The sequence below is a fragment of the Pseudomonas sp. P129 genome, assembly GCF_020312195.1.
Classification (GTDB): domain Bacteria; phylum Pseudomonadota; class Gammaproteobacteria; order Pseudomonadales; family Pseudomonadaceae; genus Aquipseudomonas; species Aquipseudomonas fragariae.
The window spans coordinates 708,588-725,226 of sequence record NZ_JAGPYS010000001.1 but is presented as its reverse complement, the minus strand read 5'-3'; the positions used below and the strand labels follow the sequence as shown (position 1 = coordinate 725,226).

Below are 16,639 nucleotides of genomic sequence, written 5' to 3'. Positions count from 1 at the left end.
TCGAAGCAGGCTGTAGAGAATAAAGCCTGATCAAGGCTTGCGAAACAGTTCACGACTGACTAAAGGGCGACCGCCCAAGTGAACTGCCAGCGCCTGACGCATCAGGCGCTTGGCAGCGGACAACGCGCCCGGGACGCTCCAGTCGGCTTCGGACATGGCCAGTAATTCCGCGCCCTGAAACAGACCGGGCTGAAGCAGGTACACACGCTCGAGCCCGGCATCGACCTGCAGGCGATACATGCCATCAATGGCCAGCGGTTCGCCGTTGATGTCGGCGTCCATCGCGAAGCCATAGCCCAGGTCATCCAGCAAGCGCCATTCGAACGAACGCAGCAACGGCTCCAGCGGACGCCCCAGAGCAAGGGCCTGCAGCGTGGCAGCGTAATGTTCGAATACGGCAGGATGAGGGTCTTCGGCAGGCAACAGGCGAATCAGCAGCTCGTTGAGGTACATGCCGCTGAACAGCGCCTCGCCGGTCATCCAGGTAGCGACGCCCGCGCTTTCCATGCGGCCGACATTCTTCAGCTCGCCCCGCCCTCGAAACTCGACCTCGAGGGGCACGAACGGGCGTGCCAGCGAACCCGCCTTGCCCTTGGCACTGCGCAGCACGGCACGCAGACGACCCTGAGGCGTGAGGAAGTCGACCAGCGCGCTGTTTTCGCGATACGCACGACTGTGGAGCACATAAGCAGGTTGGCCGGTGGGCGTGCTCATCAGGCTGGCTCGAAAGGGAAGTGTTCGCCCGACCACCGAAAGGTCGGGCGAAAGGACAGCTTAGAGGTCGCCGTAGCCAAGGGAACGCAGGGCGCGCTCGTCATCGGACCAGCCACCTTTGACCTTGACCCAGAGGTTGAGCATCACCTTGGAGTCGAACAACAGTTCCATGTCACGACGCGCATCACTGCCGATGCGCTTGATGCGATCGCCCTTGTCGCCAATGATGATCTTCTTCTGTCCGTCGCGCTCGACGAGAATCAGCGCGTGGATATGCAGGGTGCGGCCCTGCTGCTTGAACTCTTCGATCTCGACGGTGATCTGGTACGGAAGCTCGGCACCCAACTGGCGCATGATCTTCTCGCGAACCAGTTCGGCGGCCAGAAAGCGGCTGCTGCGATCGGTGATCTGGTCTTCCGGGAAGAAGTGGTCATTCTCGGGCAGGTGCGAGGCAATCAGGCTTTCCAGCGCTTCGAGGTTGTGGCCATGCTGCGCGGAGATCGGCACGATGGACGCATTCGGCAGCTGGCCCTGCAGCCACTCCAGGTGCGGCATCAGGTCGCTCTTGTCCTCGATGCGATCGGTCTTGTTGATCGCCAGGATGACCGGACCCTGGACATACTGAACGCGCTCCAGAACCATCTGGTCTTCGTCCGTCCAGCGGGTGCGATCGACGACGAAGATGACCACGTCGACGTCCTTCAGCGCCGCCGAAGCGGTCTTGTTCATGTAACGGTTGAGCGCTTTCTCGCCATTCTTGTGCATACCGGGAGTGTCGACATAGATCGCCTGCACGGCGCCCTCGGTCTTGATGCCCAGCATGTTGTGGCGCGTGGTCTGCGGCTTGCGCGAGGTGATCGCGAGCTTCTGACCGAGAATATGGTTGAGCAGCGTGGACTTGCCTACGTTGGGACGGCCGACAATGGCAACATAGCCACAGCGTGTTGCGGTTGTATCATTCATGACCGTTCTCCACGCCCAGGGCGATGAGTGCTGCTGCGGCGGCTACCTGTTCGGCAATCCGGCGGCTGACACCCTGTCCTCGGCTTTTTTCATTCAATAGGTTGATCTCGCATTCGACGAAAAACGTCCGGCAATGCGGTTCGCCCTGGATATCCACCACCTCGTAACGCGGCAGTTCACAGGCCCGCGACTGGAGAAATTCCTGCAGTCGGGTCTTGGGGTCCTTGTTAGTGTCCACCAGCGTCAGGCTGTCAAATTCGGTGGTCAGCCAGGCCAGGACGCGCTCGCGCGCCGCTTCCATGCCTGCATCCAGATAGATCGCCCCGATAAGCGCCTCGAGCGCGTCGGCGAGAATCGACTCACGACGGAAACCACCGCTTTTCAACTCGCCCGAGCCGAGGCGCAGGTACTCGCCCAGATCAAAACCACGCGCCAGCAACGCCAGGGTTTCACCCTTCACCAGCCGCGCGCGCAAGCGGGACAACTGGCCTTCGCGAGCCTGGGGGAAGCGCTCGAACAGCGCCTCGCCGGCCACGAAGTTGAGAATGGCATCACCGAGAAACTCCAGACGCTCATTGTTGCGACCGGCAAAACTGCGATGGGTCAGGGCCAGGACCATCAGCTCCTGATCCTTGAAGGTGTAGCCGAGCTGACGCTCAAGGCGGCTCAAGGATACGCTCACGGTTTACCCACGCTGAATTGCTTGTCGAACTTCAACACCAGATCGATGTTCTGGAACCACGGTTCACGCTGCTCATAGTTCAAATGAGCCTGGAACGCATTGTTCTCCACCGTCACTTTCAACGCCTTGTTCAAATCTATATCCCGAATGCTGTTGACCTGCATGTTCTTACCGACATAACCGTAAAAATCGTCGACCGTGGTGATGTCCAGGGTCTTGTTGGTGTCGACCGCTTCGATGATTTTCTTCATCGTCATGTAGTCGAGGTAGTGCGGGACCAGCTTGAAGGCCGTGCTCGTCGCAAACGCGACCAGCGCCAGCAGCAACAGCCAGCCCACGAAAGAAAAGCCTTTTTGAGAAGTAGAGAACGTCATGTTCGACTTCGACCTCAAGAGTGCAACGCCTCCTGACCGGGTCGACTCATGCTTCAGAGGCGTTTCCAGTCAGCCCAAATGACATGCGGCGCTGCTCAGGCAGCGCCGCATCGATTACTTGATCAGCCCTACGCGCGCAAAATTGGGGAAGTGGCTCAGTTTCGGCTCGGGCCAGCTCATCCACACCGCGAACGCCTTGCCTACGATGTTCTTGTCCGGGACCATGCCCAGCTCGTCCTTGGGAATGTTGGGATCATCCCAGTAACGGCTGTCGTTGGAGTTGTCACGGTTATCGCCCATCATGAAGTAGTGCGCGGCAGGCACTGTCCATTCACTGTCAGGCGGCGCGCGGTAGCGGCTCATTTCCTGACGGATCTGATGTTCGACTTCGCCCAGCTGCTCTTCGTACAGTTCCGCGCTGCCCAATGTGCCGGGCTCGGTGCCGATCAGCTTCTTGGCGACCAGCTCGCCATTGATGAACAGCCGCTTGTCGCTGGTGTAGCGGATACGATCACCTGGCAGACCCACGACACGCTTGATGTAGTTGACGCTCGGGTCGCTCGGGTAGCGGAACACCATCACGTCGCCACGCTGCGGATCACCGATCTGAATCACCTTCTGGTCCAGTACCGGCAGGCGAATGCCGTACGCGAACTTGTTGACCAGAATGAAATCACCCACATCCAGTGTCGGCTTCATCGAGCCCGAAGGAATCTGGAACGGCTCGACCAGAAACGAACGAAGCACCAGCACGATAAACAACACCGGGAAGAACGATTTGCCGTACTCGACCAGCAAAGGCTCCTTGTTCAAGCGCTCCACGACAGCAATGTCAGGTTCGCCCACGCTGCCCTGATAGTTGGAAATGGCAGCCCGGCGACGAGGCGCCAGGATGACCAGATCAATCAGTGCAAGCACGCCACAGACGAAGACAGCGATGACCAACAACAGCGGGAAATTTAGTGACATAGGACCTGACTATTCCAACCTGAGCACTGCAAGGAAGGCTTCCTGTGGAATTTCCACGTTGCCGACCTGCTTCATGCGTTTCTTACCGGCCTTTTGCTTCTCCAGCAATTTACGCTTGCGGCTGACGTCACCGCCGTAGCATTTGGCCAATACGTTCTTTCTAAGCGCCTTGACGGTTGTCCGGGCCACAATCTGACCGCCGATAGCCGCCTGAATTGCCACGTCGAACATCTGTCGAGGGATCAGCTCTTTCATCTTCTCGGTCAACGCACGCCCCTTGTAGTGTGCGTTGTCGCGGTGAACGATCAGGGCCAGGGCGTCGACCTTCTCGGCGTTGATCAGCACGTCGAGCTTGACCAGGTTGGCCGACTGGTAGCGATCAAAATGATAATCCAGCGAAGCATAACCGCGGCTGACAGACTTGAGACGATCGAAGAAGTCCAGAACGACTTCGTTCATCGGCAAATCGTAGCTCACCTGAACCTGCGTGCCGAGGAACAGCATGTCGTGCTGTACGCCACGTTTTTCGATGCACAACGTAATGACGTTGCCCAGGTGCTCCTGCGGCACAAGAATATTTGCGCGAACGATGGGCTCGCGCATGTCTTCGATGGCCGACAGGTCAGGCAGTTTGGAAGGGTTATCGACGTAAATCATTTCGCCGGTCTTGAGCAACAGCTCGAAGATTACGGTTGGCGCGGTGGTGATCAGGTCGAGATTGTACTCACGCTCCAGGCGTTCCTGGATGATCTCCATGTGCAGCATGCCGAGGAAGCCGCAGCGGAAGCCGAAGCCCAGCGCGTCGGAACTCTCGGGCAGGTATTGCAGTGAAGAGTCGTTCAGGGTCAGCTTTTGCAGCGCTTCACGGAAGTCTTCGAAGTCGTCCGAGCTGACCGGAAACAGGCCTGCATAGACTTGTGGCTGAATACGCTTGAAGCCGGGCAGCACGTCGACGTCGGGGGTGGTGCTCAGGGTCAGGGTGTCACCGACCGGCGCACCGTGAATGTCCTTGATGCCGGCGATGATGAAGCCTACTTCGCCGGCTTTCAGATCGACGGTCGCCGTGTGCTTGGGGTTGAACACGCCCACGCTGTCGACCAGATGCAGCTTGCCGGTCGACTTGACGAGAATCTTGTCGCCCTTCTTGACGCGGCCGTGGCGCACACGCACCAGAGACACGACGCCCAGGTAGTTGTCGAACCAGGAGTCGATGATCAACGCCTGCAGCGGATCTTCGATATTGCCGGTGGGCGCTGGAATGGTCGCGACCAGACGCTCGAGGACCTCGTCCACGCCCATGCCGCTCTTGGCGCTGCACGCCACGGCATCGGTGGCGTCGATGCCGATGATCTTCTCGATCTCTTCCTTGACGCGGTCCGGATCGGCCTGCGGCAAGTCCATCTTGTTCAGTACCGGCATGACCTCAAGGCCCTGCTCGATGGCGGTGTAGCAGTTGGCGACCGATTGCGCCTCGACGCCCTGCCCTGCATCGACCACCAGCAACGCGCCTTCGCACGCGGCCAGAGAACGGCTGACTTCGTAGGTGAAGTCGACGTGCCCCGGGGTGTCAATGAAGTTCAGCTGGTAGGTGATACCGTCTTTGGCCTTGTAATACAGGGTAACGCTATGGGCCTTGATGGTGATCCCGCGCTCGCGCTCAAGATCCATGGAGTCAAGCACCTGCGCTTCCATTTCGCGCTCGGTCAGGCCGCCGCACATTTGAATGAAGCGGTCGGCCAGCGTCGACTTGCCATGGTCAATGTGGGCGATGATGGAGAAATTGCGGATATGACTCAAATCACTCACGGATCAACACTCAAAAAGGTTGCAGGCAGATTGCCCGCCGAAAAATAGCCGGGAATTGTACCTGAACTAAGCAAGAGGCGTCACGCTTACAGGCACCCGGATCGGCGCACGGTAAACAAACGGGCACAAAAAAGGGTGGCCATGGCCACCCTTTCCGCTTAAACCGACCGGTTACTCGGACAGCTTAAAGGTGATGAAGGTCGCACGGCCCTGACGCAGAACACGCATCGAGACAGAGCGATCCTTGGGCAGGCTTTTCGCCACCTCGGTGAACTGCTTGCTGGACGTGATCGCCTGATTGTTCAGGTGAGTGATCACATCACCCGCCTGCAGACCGATCAGCGAAGCCGGGCCGCCGGTGACTTCCTTGATGGCGACGCCGCCTTTGATGTCCAGGGATTTCTTCTGCTCGGCGGTCAGCTCGATCACCGATACGCCCAGACGATTACTGCTGCGCTCGGCACCCGTACCGCCAACATCGCCCATCTCCTGACCTTCATCAGGCAGTGCGCCGACGGTAACCGTCAGCTTCTGACGCTTGCCGTCGCGAATCACTTCAAGTTCGGCCTTGCTGCCGTCCTTGAGGTTGCCGATCAGGTGCGGCAGGTCGGCCGACATGACGATGGGCTGGCCGTTGGCGCTCAGAATCACGTCACCCACCTGCACACCGCCCTTGGCAGCCGGGCCGTCTTCAAGCACTTGCGCAACCAGCGCGCCGGCAGGCTTGTCCAGACCAAACGACTCGGCAAGGTCCTTGTTCACTTCCTGGATGACCACACCCAGCCAGCCGCGGCTGACTTTGCCGTTGGCCTTGAGCTGGTTGGCCACATCCATGGCGACGTCGATCGGAATCGCGAACGACAGGCCCATGAAACCACCGGAACGCGTGAAGATCTGCGAGTTGATCCCGACGACCTCGCCAGCCATGTTGAACAGCGGGCCACCGGAGTTACCCGGGTTGATGGCCACGTCGGTCTGAATGAACGGCACGTAGGTGTCGTTAGGCAGGCTGCGCCCCTTGGCACTGACGATACCCTTGGTCACGGAGTGATCGAAACCGAACGGCGAGCCGATCGCCAGAACCCATTCACCGACCTTGAGCGTATTGGAATTGCCCAGTTTGGCGGTTGGCAGGTCCTTGCCCTCAATCTTCAGAACGGCAACGTCGGTACGCGGATCGGTACCGACCAGCTTGGCCTTCAACTCGCTGCGATCGGACAGGCGTACGAGAATCTCGTCAGCACCATCGATTACATGATTGTTGGTCAGCACGTAGCCGTCAGGGGAGATGATGAAGCCCGAGCCGAGGGACTGAGCTTCACGCTGGCGATCACCCTTGCCTGCACCCGAGCCCGGCGGACGCGAACCTGGCGGCATGCTGCGCTCGAGAAACTCACGAAGCATCGGCGGCAGGCCTTCCAGATCAGGCATCTGCTGATTGGCGACGGCACGGTCCGGCAACTTCTGGCGCGTACTGATATTCACCACTGCGGGCGATGCCTGCTCGACCAGCCCGGTGAAGTCCGGCAGGTTTTCGGCCTGAGCCGTAGCAACCTGACCGAGCATCAGCACAGCGGCAATCAATGAAAAGTAGGATTTCATGCGTGGTATCGACATATGGCTCCCGTTCGTAACGAGGAAAAAATTAAGCAGTCCGAAGCAACCGACTCAAAGACCTCAAGCAACGATGCTCATCTCTGGATCAGCGACATGACCTGTGGAAACGACAAAAGGCCAGAGCTGCGAGGCTGTGACCTATAGAAAAAAAACCGAGCTTTTGCAATCTGGAAACCTCACCAAACATTTCAGCGCCTTTGCTCAAGCCAGGTTGAGTGCGGCCTGGCGGCTTCTGTAACCCAGGATGAAAATTTTTACATCCCGGGAGCCGTGACTCCAAATGTTTATTTATTGGCTGAAGGTTCGTCGTTACGCATCGACAATGCTATGCGCTCTGCAGTGCCCATCGGAACTTCTCCGACGACCGTCACCATCATGTCGCCCTGCGGCGTTGTCAGACGGCGGGAAACGGCCACTGTCGGGCCTAGCTGGGTGCGAATATCCGAAGAAGCACCGCCTTTCACCGATTCGATGAACACCGAAAAACGCGCCAGACCGTCGCTGTACATGAGATGCGTCACCGACGACTGCGTAGCAGGGTCTTTGCGCACACCGCTGCTGCTGACGTCAAAACCCGGCGGCAGCCAGTCTGAGTGCCAGGCCACAGGGCTTATGGAGGCCTCAGGCTTGGTCTTCACCACAGAAACAGGCTTGCAGTCGGCACTGGTCTTGAGCATCTGTTCGGACAGCACGCTGGCGGTATCGAGATCAGTAAACTGGAAACGCTCGAGCAACTGCCCCTTCTCACTCAACAGAAGCGACTTGAGCACAAGACCGGTTTCGTTATCCAGGTGCAATTCGAGGCCGTATCGATGCTGGTCCTTGGGGGACAGCGCAACGATAGTTGCCTGACGACCGGCCACTCTGGATTTGCCGGCAATTTTCATGTCGTACCAGGCGGATAGTCTTTTGACATCGAATGCGCGGGCAGAAGAATCGGCCGGATTGGCCACCCCCGCTTCCAGCGTGCCGCTGACGCACTGAGTAAGCCCGTCAACACGCAATACTTCCTGAGCGGAACCATCAAGCTGTAGCAGGCGCTCCTGAATATGACCGTCCGCTATGCGGTGCCAGATTCGATGGGTAGAAAAACTACCATTGCGCTCGTATACAAACGTACCTTGATAGCTCTGCTGCTGATCAACCTTGGCAAGACGATTGATTGCGTCTTGCGCATCATCAGCCTGTACCGGGAGGGCAAGCCATCCACCAAGCAGTAACGGCAGTAGAGGGACGGCTCGCATGATCCTCCTTAACGGTTTTCCAGGCTCGCAGCACGTGCGTATGGCAGCGCGCTTTCAGTACCTTTCAACGCCGCTTCCTGGGCGTGCTGGCGCAGATAGCCCGGCAGACGCTGGTCACCTTGACCACCGCCCTGCAACACACCATTGGCCATAGGACCAGGCGCTTGCTCGGCGCTTTCAGTGTAACCAGCCAGTACGGCCGGGCCTTTGACTTGCGGAACAGTCAGGTTGGCAGGCTGTTGGGTCTGCTGTGCCAGTTGTGCACCGGCAATGTCATCCTGGTTATACAGGCGGACACCAGCCAGAACGGCTACGGTAACCGACGCTGCAACGGCCAGACGACCCAGCGTACGCCAAGGACCGCGAGCTGCCTTGAGCGGGCTGACTTCATCGGCGATCGCGGCAGACACAGCAGCCGAGATATCCAGATGAGGCACCAGCAGCTCTTTGTGCATCGCTGCACGAGCAACTTGGTAACGCGACCAGGTGGCGCGAGTATCGGCATCGTCAATGGCATTCAATACCCGACGTAATTCAAGTTCGTCCGCTTCGTTATCCAGTACCGCGGACAGCGATTCCTGCAGGGCTTCACGACTCATGGCGGGTTCCTCTCTTGGGCTATCGCCGCTGTCTCAGGATTCCTGCAACAACGGCTGCAGGGCTTTATCGATGGCTTCCCGAGCGCGGAAGATCCGAGAGCGCACGGTACCAACAGGACACTGCATGACGCTCGCAATGTCTTCATAACTCAGACCATCGAATTCACGTAAAGTTAGTGCCGTACGTAAATCTTCCGGGAGAAGCTGGATGGTCCGATGGACGGTGCCTTCGATCTCATCCCTCAACAATGCACGCTCCGGCGACTCGATGTCCTTGAGGCCGTGGTCGCCGTCGTAGAACTCCGCGTCTTCAGACCTTACATCGCTATCCGGTGGTCGCCGACCTCGCGAGACCAGATAGTTCTTCGCCGTGTTAATGGCGATGCGATACAGCCACGTGTAGAAAGCACTGTCACCGCGAAAATTTCCGAGAGCACGGTAAGCCTTGATAAAGGCTTCCTGTGCAACGTCTTGAGCCTCATGGGTGTCGTGCACGAATCGCACGATCAACCCTAGAATTTTGTGCTGATACTTCAGCACCAACAGATCAAATGCTCGCGTATCGCCACGCTGTACGCGCTCGACAAGCTGCTGATCCTCTTCCTGGGTTAGCATGAACACTCCTCGTTGAGCATGAAGGAGTGTTGCAACTGATATTGTTCAGGCTCGCAAACATAGACTCGGGCTTTTCGCAAAAGTTCTCCCCCTTCAAGCAAGTTTCCTGCAAGCCATCTTAAAGCGTGCACGAAAAACGCAGCTCGACACGGTCGGCTGCGCGAATAGTCTTGTCGCCAGTTTCGCAGTTGATGATCACTTATCTAACCCTGCGAAATCGACGCTGTTCCTGTGTAGGCAACCTGCTATTGAGCATGGTTCTTTACAAAAAGTTCCATTGACACAATCGCCGGCGTGAGCCGCAAATGGCATAAAACTCCTTTGAATCAACACACTGGAGTATTTCCAGTGGCCGAACAAAAGGAAAACAATAGGCATGCCGTCCGGGACTGGAGCACAATCCAGACCCGCCGTGGTCTCACATTGCCATGTAGGCGCGGCTATTGTGCCGTTACCCCAATACTTATACTAGTGGTCGCCAAGGGCAGAATTCGCAGATGAGTCAACATTTTCAGCATGACGTACTGGTAATCGGCAGCGGCGCTGCCGGGTTGAGCCTGGCACTGACCCTGCCCGACCACCTGCGGATTGCGGTCCTGAGCAAGGGTGACCTCGCCAATGGCTCGACATTCTGGGCGCAGGGCGGTGTTGCGGCAGTGCTGGATGACACCGACACCGTGCAATCTCATGTTGAGGACACGCTGAACGCAGGCGGCGGCCTTTGCCACGAAGACGCTGTGCGCTTCACTGTCGAACACAGCCGCGAGGCGATTCAATGGCTGATCGATCAAGGCGTGCCTTTTACCCGTGGCGATGACGCAGACACCGACGAAAGCGGATTTGAATTTCACCTGACGCGTGAAGGCGGCCATAGCCACAGGCGGATCATTCATGCTGCAGATGCCACAGGTGCCGCCATTTTTCGCACCCTGCTGGAACAGGCCATCAAGCGACCCAACATCGAATTGCTCGAGCAGCGCGCTGCCATCGACCTCATCACCGAACGCCGTCTCGGCCTGGACGGAGAGCGCTGCCTTGGTGCCTATGTGCTCAATCGCCACAGTGGCGAAGTGGATACGTACAGCGCGCGCTTCACCATCCTGGCGTCGGGCGGCGCCGCCAAGGTCTACCTGTACACCAGCAACCCTGACGGAGCCTGCGGCGACGGCATCGCCATGGCCTGGCGTTCCGGCTGCCGGGTGGCGAACCTTGAGTTCAACCAGTTTCACCCCACTTGCCTGTATCACCCGCAAGCCAAGAGCTTTCTGATCACCGAGGCACTTCGCGGTGAAGGGGCCTACCTCAAGCTGCCCAACGGCGAGCGCTTCATGCAACGCTTCGATGAGCGGGCGGAACTGGCCCCGCGCGATATCGTGGCCCGCGCGATAGACCATGAGATGAAGCGACTGGGCATCGACTGTGTGTATCTGGACATCAGCCACAAGCCGGAAGCCTTCATCAAGACGCACTTTCCAACCGTCTATGAACGCTGCCTGGAGTTTTCCATCGACATCACCCGCGAGCCGATCCCCGTGGTCCCCGCCGCGCATTACACCTGTGGCGGCGTGATGGTGGACAGCAAGGGGCATACCGATGTGCCGGGCCTGTACGCCATCGGCGAGACCAGCTTCACAGGCCTGCACGGCGCCAACCGCATGGCCAGCAACTCGCTGCTGGAGTGCTTCGTCTATGCCCGATCGGCCGCCGCAGACATCGAGAAGCAACTGAATGACGTGCAGATGCCCGCCGCCCTTCCGGCCTGGGATGCCAGCCAGGTCACTGACTCGGACGAGGACGTGATCATTGCGCACAACTGGGACGAGCTGAGGCGGTTCATGTGGGACTACGTCGGCATTGTGCGCACCAACAAACGCCTGCAGCGCGCTCAGCACCGCGTGCGCTTGCTGCTGGATGAGATTGACGAGTTTTACAGCAACTACAAGGTCAGCCGCGACCTGATCGAGTTGCGCAACCTGGCGCAGGTGGCGGAACTGATGATCCGCTCGGCCATGCAGCGCAAGGAAAGCCGCGGTCTGCACTACACGCTGGACTATCCCGATATGTTGCCGGAGGCGCTGGACACTATTCTGGTGCCGCCCACCTATGCCTGCTGAATTTCAAACGCACGCGCAGACGTCGGTGAATGTCCGGCGTCAATGCGTCATGCGGGATACAACAACTGTTTATTGATCGTGCCGGCCGACCGGCGATAATCGGGCGAAAACGCAGAATGACCACCCACGGCAAGGCAAGACTGTCAGGGCATAACTGCACAGGCTGCCAGCCGTCACGTGCATTCCACAGCTGCCAGCCTTGATGATCGCGCCTGAGCGCGGTGAATGCCGCCGGATGCGTCAGCAGGATGGCGCGTGGTACTACCCAGGCAGCGTGCGCCAGGCATATCAGTGCACCCAGCGCTGCAGCCCACACAGCGATGTCCAGCCAGTACAACGCGATCAGTGCCAGACACTGGACCGCGAGATACACCGTCACCAGCAGACGTGAAGCCTGCCAGTGACATTCAAAGCGATCACTGAGGCTGGACACGATCCAGAATCATGCGAACCATGCGCTGCAATTCAGCATCTTCGGATTCGGCACGCTGCATGAACCAGCCGAACATATCCTGATCCTCACAGGTCAGCAGACGGCGGTACAAATCGCGGTCCACGTCATTCAAATGTGGATAGACCTCACGGACAAACGGCACCAGCAGCACGTCCAGTTCAAGCATGCCGCGGCGGCTGTGCCAGTAAAGGCGGTTGAGTTCAACGTCTTCGACCATGGAGCGCTCCTCAAAGTAGGCGGCAAGTATACAGCCGTGAGCCGGGCGCGCGAATCTCGCAATGGTCGCAGCAGTTTTCATGTACCCGTATGCATAACCTCGACTCGGCACTATGATGTGTCCCCGGACTTTTTTCCCAATCTGCGATGACCATGGCCCACACAGCTTTTTTCTGCACGCTATCCCATGAGGGCGTTCTCGCCGTTCGCGGCGTGGATGCCAGCAAGTTTCTTCAGGGTCAGCTGACGTGCAACCTCAATTATCTGAATGAAGACACATCCAGCCTGGGTGCCCGTTGCACACAGAAAGGCCGGATGCAGTCGAGTTTTCGTATCGTCTTCGAGGGCGACGGCTGCCTGCTGGCGATGGCTGGCGAACTGATCGAGGCGCAACTGCTCGACCTGCGCAAATACGCAGTGTTCTCCAAATCAAAGCTCACGGACGAAAGCGCAGACTGGGTGCGCTTCGGTCTGCAGGACGGGGACGCCGCGCTGGTCAGCCTGGGGCTGGATCTGCCACAGCAAACCGATAGCGTGGTGCGCGCCAACGATCTGATGGCGATCCGCGTCTCGCCAGGCCGGGCCGAGCTCTGGGTGCGCAGCGCAGAGGCCGACAGCATCAAGTCGCGTCTGGCATCGCACTTGAATGAAGCCCCGCTGAACGACTGGCTACTGGGCCAGATACGTGTCGGCATCGGCCAGGTGTTCGGCAGCACTCGCGAAGAATTCATTCCGCAGATGATCAATCTGCAAGCGGTTGGCGGCGTCAGCTTCAAGAAAGGCTGCTACACCGGCCAGGAAATCGTTGCCAGAATGCAATATCTTGGCAAACTCAAGCGCAGGCTTTATCGCCTGACCCTGAGCGGCGAAGAGATCCCGCAGCCCGGTACGGCACTGTTCTCACCGGTGCATGCCAGCGCGGTGGGCAACGTTGTCATCGCCGCACAGGATGGGCAGAACATCGAACTGCTCGCGGTATTGCAGGGTGATGCGGCAGAAGACGGCCGTATCAATCTTGGCTCGCCAGAAGGCGCAGCGCTGCAAATGAGTGAACTGCCCTACACACTGGACAGCAAACTCGAAACTCAGCGCTAGCCAGACGAACACATTCAGCTTCCTAGTGTCTTTAGAGCGATCCAGTACAGCCTGGCGCTCTGAAGGGCGCGCGGATAACTCTGGACACCCCCAACAGCTGCGAGATGCAACATGAGCAAGATGGCTGACGAGGTGCAGAGAAACTTGATCAAGGCCATCGACAGAGATGCCTTGTTTCTCCCCACCCTGCCGGAAGTGGCACTGAGAATTCGCCTGGCTGCAGAGGACACCGAGATCAGTATCTCGGCCCTGAGCAAGGTCATCGGTAGCGATACAGCCCTTTCGGCACGCCTGATAAAGGTTGCGAACAGCCCCTTGCTGCGCCCGAACTTTGAAGTCAGCGACGTCAATACCGCGATTCGACGCTTGGGCGTCAACTACACCTGCAACCTGGCCATTGGTCTGGTGGTCGAGCAGATGTTCCACGCCAAATCGCCGGTCATCGAACAGAAAATGCGCGATATCTGGAAGCAAAGCCTGCAGGTTGCCGGTATCAGCTACACCCTGTGTCAGCGCTACACCAATCTGAAACCTGATCAGGCCACGCTCGCCGGGCTGATCCACCTGATCGGGATTCTGCCGATCCTGACCTATGCCGAAGACCATTACGAGTTGCTGTCCGACCCGATCAGCCTCAACCACGTGATCGACAGCATTCATCCGGTCATCGGCGAGCGCCTGCTGCGCTCATGGGACTTCCCTGAACCGCTGGCCTGTGTGCCAGGCCAGTTCCAGAACTTCGCGCGCGTCTCGAAAAACCCGGACTACACCGATCTGGTACAGATCGCCACGGTGCATATCCACAGAAATACCGACCACCCCTTCAGCCTCATTGAAATGGTCGACCTGCCTGCCTACAGCCAGTTGAGACTTGCCAGAGCCGAAGACGTGCTCAGCGCCCAGATGGACGAAGCCAAGAGCATGCTCTACTAGCCTCGACCCATCAGGTGGCGCTGAAACTGACCCTTACCTTCAAGCCGCGCTCGGCGCCCTCGTGCAAGGTGATTCTGGCCAGATGTGCCCGGCTGATCTCACCCACAATCGCCAGCCCGAGCCCGGCACCGCTGCCCTGCTGGCTGCGACGGTAAAAACGCTCGAAGACCCGTTCACGCTCATCTGCAGGAATGCCGGGACCATCATCCTCGACCTCCAGAACACCCGGCGCATAGACCCGCAACACCACGTTGCCGCCTGGCGAGGTATGGGCCAGCGCATTGTCGATCAGATTGCTCAGCAACTCGTTCAGCAAGGTCGGCTCGCCGCGCAGCCAGACCGGCTCATCAGCCTCCAGCGCCAGCGCCACGCCCCGGGAATGAGCCAACGGCGCCATGGCCATGCCCAGCTCCCTGGCCAGTTGACTGAGATCCAGCTGTTGCGCCCCACCCTCGGCGATGGCCCGCGCGCCGTTTTCGATGCGCGCCAGGGACAGCAACTGGTTGGCCAGATGCGTGAGTCGATCGGTGCCGAGCGCCGCCGACTCCAGCGTGCTGCGCCAATGCTGCGGGTCGCGTTCGCGCAGCCCCAGTTCGACCCGCGCCTTCAAGGCGGCCAGCGGGGTGCGCAGTTCGTGGGCGGCATCGGCAATGAATTGCGCCTGACGCTCGAATTGCACGCGCAGTCGCTCGGTAAAGTGGTTCAGCGCGCCCACCAACGGACGCAGTTCGTGCTGCACCTCAACCATCGGCAACGCGCGCAGATCATCCGGCTGACGCTCCTCGACGGCAGTACGCAGCCGCTCCAGCGGTCGCAATGCCGCGCTTACCGTGAACCAGACCAGCAGCAGCGCGCCCCCTCCGAGCATGCCCAGGCGCAGCAATGTGTCGGCCATCAGGCTGCGCGCCATGCCCTTGCGCGCTTCCTGGGTTTCGGCAACGCGGATTTCAGCGGTACCGTTCATGCCCGGGTCGGTCACCGGCTTGAGCAGGCTGACGACACGCACATCCTGCCCCTGATAGGTTCCGTTATAAAATTTCGCCAGGGCCGGGTAATCGTCGGTACGCAAGGTACCGGGCGGCGGCGAAGGCAGGTTTTCATAGCCGGAAATCAGCTTCTGATGAATGTCATTGACTTGATAGTAGATGCGCCCTTCGCTGTCGTAGGCGAAGGTATCCAGCGCCACGTAGGGGATGTCGGCGCTCAGCGTCCCATCACGCTGGGTCAGACCGGCAGCGATGGTCCGCGCGGAAGCCAGCAATGTGCGGTCATAGGCGGTGTCGGCCACTTCGCGGCCATTCCAGTAAGCGCTCATGCCGCTGGCCAGCATCAACACCACCAGCAGCAAGGCCAGGTTCCACAACAACCGCCAGCGCAGGCTGTCGTTAATCATCACGGCTTTCCAGCAGATACCCCAGACCGCGAAAGGTCACGATGGCCACGGAATGCCCGTCGAGCTTTTTCCGCAGACGATGGACATAGATCTCGATGGCGTCGGGGCTGGCTTCTTCATCGAGCCCGAACACCTGCGCCGCAAGTTGCTCCTTGCTCATCACCCGACCCGGCCGGGCGATAAGCGCTTCCAGCACCGCCTGTTCGCGAGAGGTCAGGGTCAGCAGTTCTTCACCAAGCGTGAAACGTCGCGTATCCAGATCGTAGGCCAGCACGCCGCAACACTGTTGCCGCTCGCCACCCAGCACACTGCGCCGCAGCAAGGCCTTGACCCTGGCTTCCAGCTCGGAGAGTTCAAAAGGCTTGGCCAGGTAGTCGTCGGCGCCCAGATTCAGGCCATGGACCCGGTCCTTGACGTCACTGCGCGCCGTCAGCATCAGCACCGGCAGGTTTTTGCTGCGCGCGCGCAGACGCGCCAGCACTTCGAAGCCATCCATGCGCGGCAACCCGACATCGAGAATGGCAACGGCGTATTCCTCGCTGTTCAACGCCAGGTCGGCAGCCACGCCATCATGCAGCACATCAACGGTCAAACCCGCGCTTTTGAGCGCCTGCGCGACACTTTCAGCCAATTGCAGATGATCTTCCACAAGAAGAACACGCATCGCCGTCTCCTGATTGTCACTGTTGTTATCGATCGGGGTATCGAGGCTCGTGGCGGTGGAGTTTACAGGCCGGCCGCCGTCTGTGAAGGCCAGAAACGCTTCGCGGCTCTTCAATCACGACGCGAAAGGCAGCTGAAAGGTTTACGAAAGGTTTGTCGTTTAGCATCGCGATAAGACCCGACAAAAG

At 59.0% G+C, this 16,639-nt stretch carries 17 protein-coding genes; 3 read left to right on the top strand and 14 right to left on the bottom strand.

The genetic code is table 11. From position 1 onward, the window contains the following. Positions 1–30: 30 nt before the first annotated feature. The 10 genes from recO to rpoE all read right to left on the bottom strand — a co-directional run bounded on the left by recO (position 31) and on the right by rpoE (position 9,583). Positions 31–714, bottom strand: a complete 684-nt coding sequence (recO, locus tag KBY02_RS03195) for a DNA repair protein RecO (protein WP_024651043.1) — start codon at positions 712–714, stop codon at positions 31–33. 60 nt (positions 715–774) lie between these two features. Beyond that, positions 775–1,677 (bottom strand): GTPase Era, encoded by a 903-nt coding sequence (gene era / locus KBY02_RS03190; RefSeq protein WP_003363707.1) that lies wholly within the window; start codon positions 1,675–1,677, stop codon positions 775–777. Continuing rightward, a complete protein-coding gene (gene rnc, locus KBY02_RS03185; RefSeq protein ID WP_002554906.1) occupies positions 1,670–2,359 on the bottom strand; it encodes a ribonuclease III in 690 nt (229 codons plus the stop codon). Before rnc ends, era begins: the two co-directional genes overlap by 8 nt. Next, positions 2,356–2,733: a DUF4845 domain-containing protein gene (locus tag KBY02_RS03180; RefSeq protein ID WP_003405344.1), complete on the bottom strand. Its 378-nt coding sequence runs from the start codon at positions 2,731–2,733 to the stop codon at positions 2,356–2,358. Before KBY02_RS03180 ends, rnc begins: the two co-directional genes overlap by 4 nt. A gap of 114 nt (positions 2,734–2,847) precedes the next feature. Then, complete coding sequence (gene lepB, locus KBY02_RS03175; RefSeq protein WP_003363711.1) at positions 2,848–3,702, bottom strand: signal peptidase I; 855 nt, start codon at positions 3,700–3,702, stop codon at positions 2,848–2,850. 9 nt (positions 3,703–3,711) lie between these two features. Next, positions 3,712–5,508 carry a translation elongation factor 4 gene (gene lepA / locus KBY02_RS03170; RefSeq protein ID WP_225649813.1) on the bottom strand — a complete coding sequence of 599 codons (1,797 nt, stop codon included), beginning with the start codon at positions 5,506–5,508 and terminating at the stop codon, positions 3,712–3,714. A gap of 171 nt (positions 5,509–5,679) precedes the next feature. After that, a complete protein-coding gene (locus tag KBY02_RS03165) occupies positions 5,680–7,110 on the bottom strand; it encodes a DegQ family serine endoprotease (protein WP_225649965.1) in 1,431 nt (476 codons plus the stop codon). Between the two features lie 299 nt (positions 7,111–7,409). Continuing rightward, positions 7,410–8,369, bottom strand: coding sequence for a MucB/RseB C-terminal domain-containing protein (locus KBY02_RS03160; RefSeq protein ID WP_024642771.1), 960 nt, complete (start codon positions 8,367–8,369; stop codon positions 7,410–7,412). Positions 8,370–8,377: 8 nt separating this feature from the next. After that, positions 8,378–8,968 carry an anti sigma-E factor RseA C-terminal domain-containing protein gene (locus KBY02_RS03155; RefSeq protein WP_003405339.1) on the bottom strand — a complete coding sequence of 197 codons (591 nt, stop codon included), beginning with the start codon at positions 8,966–8,968 and terminating at the stop codon, positions 8,378–8,380. Between the two features lie 33 nt (positions 8,969–9,001). Further along, entirely contained in the window at positions 9,002–9,583 is a 582-nt protein-coding gene (gene rpoE / locus KBY02_RS03150) for an RNA polymerase sigma factor RpoE (protein WP_002554912.1), read from the bottom strand. Positions 9,584–10,080: 497 nt separating this feature from the next. On the opposite strand from rpoE, the gene nadB reads away from it, so the two are divergent. After that, on the top strand, positions 10,081–11,697 hold the full coding sequence (nadB, locus tag KBY02_RS03145) for an L-aspartate oxidase (RefSeq protein WP_032654493.1): 1,617 nt from the start codon (positions 10,081–10,083) through the stop codon (positions 11,695–11,697). On the opposite strand, the gene KBY02_RS03140 is transcribed toward nadB, so the two are convergent. Then, positions 11,666–12,130, bottom strand: a complete 465-nt coding sequence (locus tag KBY02_RS03140) for a protein YgfX (protein ID WP_024639469.1) — start codon at positions 12,128–12,130, stop codon at positions 11,666–11,668. The genes nadB and KBY02_RS03140 overlap by 32 nt on opposite strands. Then, entirely contained in the window at positions 12,114–12,368 is a 255-nt protein-coding gene (locus KBY02_RS03135) for a succinate dehydrogenase assembly factor 2 (protein ID WP_003363729.1), read from the bottom strand. Before KBY02_RS03135 ends, KBY02_RS03140 begins: the two co-directional genes overlap by 17 nt. A 152-nt stretch (positions 12,369–12,520) precedes the next feature. Here KBY02_RS03135 and KBY02_RS03130 point away from each other — a divergent pair, with 152 nt between their 5' ends. Continuing rightward, positions 12,521–13,462, top strand: a complete 942-nt coding sequence (locus KBY02_RS03130) for a YgfZ/GcvT domain-containing protein (RefSeq protein WP_032607913.1) — start codon at positions 12,521–12,523, stop codon at positions 13,460–13,462. A gap of 111 nt (positions 13,463–13,573) precedes the next feature. Next, entirely contained in the window at positions 13,574–14,395 is an 822-nt protein-coding gene (locus KBY02_RS03125; protein ID WP_003405327.1) for an HDOD domain-containing protein, read from the top strand. Between the two features lie 10 nt (positions 14,396–14,405). On the opposite strand, the gene KBY02_RS03120 is transcribed toward KBY02_RS03125, so the two are convergent. Continuing rightward, positions 14,406–15,788, bottom strand: coding sequence for a sensor histidine kinase (locus KBY02_RS03120; RefSeq protein ID WP_225649805.1), 1,383 nt, complete (start codon positions 15,786–15,788; stop codon positions 14,406–14,408). Beyond that, positions 15,781–16,452 (bottom strand): response regulator, encoded by a 672-nt coding sequence (locus KBY02_RS03115; RefSeq protein WP_003405325.1) that lies wholly within the window; start codon positions 16,450–16,452, stop codon positions 15,781–15,783. The genes KBY02_RS03120 and KBY02_RS03115 overlap by 8 nt, the downstream gene beginning before the upstream one ends. Positions 16,453–16,639: the final 187 nt, after the last annotated feature.

Bases quoted from the DNA above. Each gene is read 5' to 3' on its own strand.
- recO (WP_024651043.1), bottom strand. From the start codon at position 714: ATGAGCACGCCCACCGGCCAACCTGCTTATGTGCTCCACAGTCGTGCG.
- era (WP_003363707.1), bottom strand. From the start codon at position 1,677: ATGAATGATACAACCGCAACACGCTGTGGCTATGTTGCCATTGTCGGC.
- KBY02_RS03180 (WP_003405344.1), bottom strand. From the start codon at position 2,733: ATGACGTTCTCTACTTCTCAAAAAGGCTTTTCTTTCGTGGGCTGGCTG.
- lepB (WP_003363711.1), bottom strand. From the start codon at position 3,702: ATGTCACTAAATTTCCCGCTGTTGTTGGTCATCGCTGTCTTCGTCTGT.
- KBY02_RS03165 (WP_225649965.1), bottom strand. From the start codon at position 7,110: ATGAAATCCTACTTTTCATTGATTGCCGCTGTGCTGATGCTCGGTCAG.
- KBY02_RS03160 (WP_024642771.1), bottom strand. From the start codon at position 8,369: ATGCGAGCCGTCCCTCTACTGCCGTTACTGCTTGGTGGATGGCTTGCC.
- KBY02_RS03155 (WP_003405339.1), bottom strand. From the start codon at position 8,968: ATGAGTCGTGAAGCCCTGCAGGAATCGCTGTCCGCGGTACTGGATAAC.
- rpoE (WP_002554912.1), bottom strand. From the start codon at position 9,583: ATGCTAACCCAGGAAGAGGATCAGCAGCTTGTCGAGCGCGTACAGCGT.
- nadB (WP_032654493.1), top strand. From the start codon at position 10,081: ATGAGTCAACATTTTCAGCATGACGTACTGGTAATCGGCAGCGGCGCT.
- KBY02_RS03135 (WP_003363729.1), bottom strand. From the start codon at position 12,368: ATGGTCGAAGACGTTGAACTCAACCGCCTTTACTGGCACAGCCGCCGC.
- KBY02_RS03130 (WP_032607913.1), top strand. From the start codon at position 12,521: ATGGCCCACACAGCTTTTTTCTGCACGCTATCCCATGAGGGCGTTCTC.
- KBY02_RS03125 (WP_003405327.1), top strand. From the start codon at position 13,574: ATGAGCAAGATGGCTGACGAGGTGCAGAGAAACTTGATCAAGGCCATC.
- KBY02_RS03120 (WP_225649805.1), bottom strand. From the start codon at position 15,788: ATGATTAACGACAGCCTGCGCTGGCGGTTGTTGTGGAACCTGGCCTTG.
- KBY02_RS03115 (WP_003405325.1), bottom strand. From the start codon at position 16,452: ATGCGTGTTCTTCTTGTGGAAGATCATCTGCAATTGGCTGAAAGTGTC.